The sequence below is a fragment of the Streptomyces alanosinicus genome (genome assembly GCF_014650595.1).
In the GTDB taxonomy this organism is placed as follows: domain Bacteria; phylum Actinomycetota; class Actinomycetes; order Streptomycetales; family Streptomycetaceae; genus Streptomyces; species Streptomyces alanosinicus.
On the sequence record NZ_BMVG01000100.1, the window covers coordinates 1 to 4646 of the forward strand.

At 68.3% G+C, this 4646-nt stretch carries 2 protein-coding genes; both read left to right on the plus strand.

Annotated elements, in window-relative coordinates; genetic code table 11:
- The coding region (locus tag IE277_RS46200) for a phosphopantetheine-binding protein (RefSeq protein WP_189960077.1) at window positions 1-1896 on the plus strand (1896 nt) is incomplete at its 5' end.
- The coding region (locus tag IE277_RS46205; protein WP_189960078.1) for a non-ribosomal peptide synthetase at window positions 1893-4646 on the plus strand (2754 nt) is incomplete at its 3' end. The genes IE277_RS46200 and IE277_RS46205, both read left to right, overlap by 4 nt.

Here is a 4646-nt window from a genome sequence, read left to right on the forward strand (position 1 = left end):
GGGGTGGCACGACCGGGACTGGACGACAACTTCTTCGCACTCGGCGGCCACTCACTCCTCATCGCCCGGGTGCTCACCGCGGTCCGCGAACGTCTCTTCGTCTCGCCCACCCTGCGCTCCTTCTTCGAACGCCCCACGGTCAGGGGCATGGCCGAGGCCGTCCTGGAAGCCCAGACGCTTCAGGCAGAACCCGACCTGGTCCGGGAACTGCTGGATCAGGTTCAGGGCGTCTCGTCGACGGCTCCGCCCTCGGTCGAGCCTGATCGGAGGAGTGCTCAGGACCGTGCGGACGGCGCCCGTCTGGTGATGTCGGGTCCGCGGGGCACGGCCGAGGACATACGGGCTTTCGCCGCTGCCGCGGACGATGTCCGGGGGGTGGCCTTGCGCACCCTCGCCGTTCCCACCTGCGACAGAGTGACAGGCCTGCGCCGGGCCCTGCTCAGTTATGGCGCCAACGCCCACCGACACGGTCATGAGGTCGAGTTCGTCGTCATGGACAACTCCTCTTCGGCGGCCACGCGCGATGCCTATCGCACGATGCTCCAGGACCTGGCCCGCTCCGAGAAGGCGGAGATCCACTACGGCGGAGCGGAGGAGAAGGTCGCCTGGCTGGACCTGTGCCATCGGGAGGCCGGCCTGCCCAGAGAGGTTCTCGCCTTCGCGCTGTTCGGCCACCGGGAAGGACCGTACAACGCGGCGAACAACGCGAACGCCAACCTTCTGCACACGGTCGGCCGTCCCGTGCTCTGTGCCGACGACGACACGCTCGGCGAGACCTACGTGTCCCCCGGCCTCACCGACGGCATGGCGCTGTCCTCCGGCAGCCCCGAGATCAACTGGGCATTCGCGGATCGGGGTGAGCTGGAAGCCACCATGGTCCGCAGCGACCGGGACATCTTCGGCGAGCACGGAAGGCTGTTGGGCCGCACCCCGGCTTCCTTCGCGGCGGAACTCCTGGCGCATGGCCTGCCCTTGGACGAGTTCGGCCTGCCCGCCGCGGCGCTGCGAGATCCGTCGACCGCGGCCGGGCGTGCCGCACTGTCCGTGCCGAGTCTGGTGGGGGACTGCGGCTGGGCCTCCCCCAGCACCTATCTGAACTTCGACGGCGAGTCGCTGAGCCGACTCATTCGTTCCGAGGAGGACTACCGGGCCGGCCGGGTGAGCCGCCTGAACGCGAGGTTCGTGGACCGCCCCACCTTCACGCGGGACATGACGAGCTTCATGTGCACCTTCTACGGAGCGGACAACCGCAGGCTGCTGCTGCCCTACCTGCCGTGCACCAAGGGCAATGACACGTTGTACGCGTTGCTGCACTCGATCTGCTTCCCGGATGACTACTTCGTCTACAGCCCCGTGGCCTTCAGCCATCAGCCCGTCGAGACCCGCCGGTTCTGGGACCACGAGATTCTGCGTGGAGCCTCCGGAATCGACTTCTCCTACCTCGTGGCGGCTCTGTTGGAGCCGCTCCGGGTCAGCGGGTTGTCGGCGGTCGACGGTGCGGGACGGATGAGGGAACTCGGCAGCTGCATCAGGGAACTGGGACTCCTGCCCGCGGAGGAGTTCGACGAGCGATCCCGTCGACAGGTCCGTGCACTCGCCGAGCGGGACCTGGCGGAACAGAGGCAGCGGCTGGCCGCGCATTCCGGGCCGCCCTCGTGGCGGCGGGACCTCAAGGAGTACATCGCGTTGCGCGCCAGGTCGATGGACGAGTCCGGATTCGCGGTGCCCCTGGATCTGGCCGTGGACAAGGGAGCCGACCGTGCACGGGAGTTGAGCCGTCTCTTCCTGCGTGACTTCGGTGAACTGCTCATGGCCTGGCCGGACATCGTCACGGCGGCGGGTGAACTGGCCGAGCGCGGACACCGTCTCGGCCGACGTATCGGAGGTGTGTCATGACGTCGGAGGACATCGCCCTGCGCCTTGCCGCGCTCTCCCCGGAACAGCGCGCCCAATTCGAAGGTCTGTTGCGGCAGCGTGCCTCCGCGCGGAACGCGGTACAGCAGGAGGACCGGCCGCGCCGCCGAGAGGGCGGCGTCGCTGGGGACCGGGAGACCTTCCCGCTCTCGCTGGAACAGGAACGCATCTGGTACCTCGAACAGCTCCACACCAAGAACGCGTTCGTCATCGTGCACCGCCTGACGATGGTGGGCGGCCTCGACGTACCGGCGCTGTCCCGGGCACTTGACGCCATCGTCGAACGGCACGAGGTGCTGCGCTGCGTCATCGGCACGGCCGAGGACGGAGTCCGTCAGACATTGGTGCGCCGCACCGGCCCCGCGCTGCCGGTCGTGGATGTCTCGGCCGAACCCGGCGGGTCCCGAGCGGCGCTGGACCGTCTCGTCGCCGATGAGGTGTCGGTGGGTTTCGGGGTGGGTGAGGTGCCGTGGCGTTGCCGGTTGGTGCGGGTGGGTGTGGATGAGCATGTGCTGTTGTTGACGGTTCATCATGTGGTTTTTGACGGGTGGTCCGCGGGGGTTCTGGCGCGGGAGTTGCGGGAGTTCTATTCGGCTTTCGTGGCCGGGCGTGAGCCGGTGTTGCCGGAGCTTTCGTTCGGTTATCTGGATTATGCGGTGTGGCAGCGGGAGGGGGGTGTGCCGGGTCGGGGTGTTGTGCGGGAGGAGGATTCTCGTTTTTGGCGGGACTGTTTTGATGTGGCGCCGGCTGCGGTGGAGTTGCCGTTGGATCGGCCGCGGGGTGGGGTGCGGGGTGTTCGGGGCGGGGTGGTGCCTCTGACGGTGGGTTCGGAGGTGGTGTCGGGGCTTCGGGTGTTGTGCCGTGAGCGCGGGTTGACGTTGTTCATGGTGCTGCACGGGGCTTTGGTGTCGTTGTTGCATCGGTATTCGGGGTCGTCCGATGTGGTGGTGGGGACGCCGGTCGCGAATAGGGGTGTGGCGGGTTCTGAGGATTTGATCGGGTGTTTTATCAATGTGTTGCCGTTGCGGTCCCGGGTGGAGTCCGGGTGGAGCGTGGTGGAGGTGTTGGAGCGGGCCCGTGAGGTGTGTCTGGACGCGTTCGGGCATCAGGCGTTGCCGTTCGAGGAGATCGTGCGGTTGGCGGGTCCGGAACGTGATCCGGCCCGGCACCCCCTCTTCGACGTCATGCTGATCCTTCAGAACGCGATGAAGGACAGGTTCGAGTTGCCCGGTCTCGACGTGTCCGTCGATGTCGCGCGACCCGACGGCGCTCAACTCGATCTGACGATCAGCGTCGCGGAGTCCGAGGGCGGGCTGGAAGCCCTGTTCGAGTACGACGCGGACCTGTTCGACGAGGCGACCGTGCAGCGGATGGCACGGCACTGGAGCGCGCTGCTGTCGGGCTTCGCGCGAGACCCGGACAGCCGCGTCGGCGACCTGGAGATGATGTCGTCCGAGGAACTGGCCGAGTTGCTGCGCCACGGCGACCGGACACACCTGGAACCGGACGTCGGTGCGGGCGAGACACTGGCGACGGCCTTCCTCGAGCGGGTCGCCAAGGCCCCGGAGATGCCGGCGCTCCTGGAGAACGACGGGGCGGCGTACAGCTACGCGGCTCTGGAGCGGCTCTCCGCCGTGCAGGCAGCGAGGCTGCTGGAACTGGGCGTCGGGCGCGGCGGTGTGGTCGCGATCGCGCTGCCGACCTCGGTGGAATCCGTCACCACGGTGTTGGGTGTGCTGCGCCGCGGAGCCGCCTATCTCGGACTCGACCCCGCCGCTCCCGACCGGCGGCTCGCCTTCATGCTGGTCGATGCCGGCGTCGACGTGGTCGTCGCGCGTTCCCAGGACGTCGAGCGGTTCCGCTCCCTCTGCCCGGACATTCCGGTGGTCACGCCGGAGGGTGAGACCGTGGGTGAGTCGGACGGCCCCGTGGGGCGGCCGGTTCCCGGCGCGGTCGGGCGTGCTTCGGACACCGCGTTTGTGATTTTCACGTCGGGGTCCTCCGGTCAGCCCAAGGCCGTACTGGGAACCCACGCCGGAGTGCTCAACCGGGTGCGGGCGTTCCATGAACTGCACCCTTTCGAGGATGGCGAGATCTGCTCGCTCAAGACGTCGCCCGTGTTTGTGGACGCCGTCGCCGAACTCTTCACGGGCATGTTGGCCGGCGTACCGACCCTGATCGTCGGTCCTGAGTCGGCGAGGGACCCGGAGCGCCTGGTGGCGGCCCTGGAGCGAGGCGGAGCCACCAGGGTCGTCGTGGTGCCCCAGTTGCTGAAGGCCATGCTGGAGGTTCCGGACGCCGGCACGCGGCTGCGCGCCCTGCGCACGGTGAACGTCAGCGGAGCACGACTCGACGCGGCGCTCGCCCGCGGGTTCGCGGAGTGCCTGCCGGGAAGTCGGCTGATCAACGTCTACGGCTCCTCGGAAGTGTCCGCGGACGTGTCGTCGTGGGTGTGCGGGGGTGAGGATCCGGTGCCGATCGGTGGGCCGATCGATGGGGTGCGGTTGGTGGTGGTGGACGAGTGGGGTGCTGTGGTGCCGGTCGGTGTGGCGGGTGAGTTGTGTGTGGGTGGGATCGCGCTGGCACGGGGATACGCGGGGCGGGCCGGTCTGACGGCGGAACGGTTCGTGCCCGATCCGTTGGGTGGTGGGGAGCGTGTGTACCGGACGGGAGATCGGGTGCGGTGGCGCGTTCCTGGCGTTCTGGAGTACGTGGGGCGCCTTGACGATCAG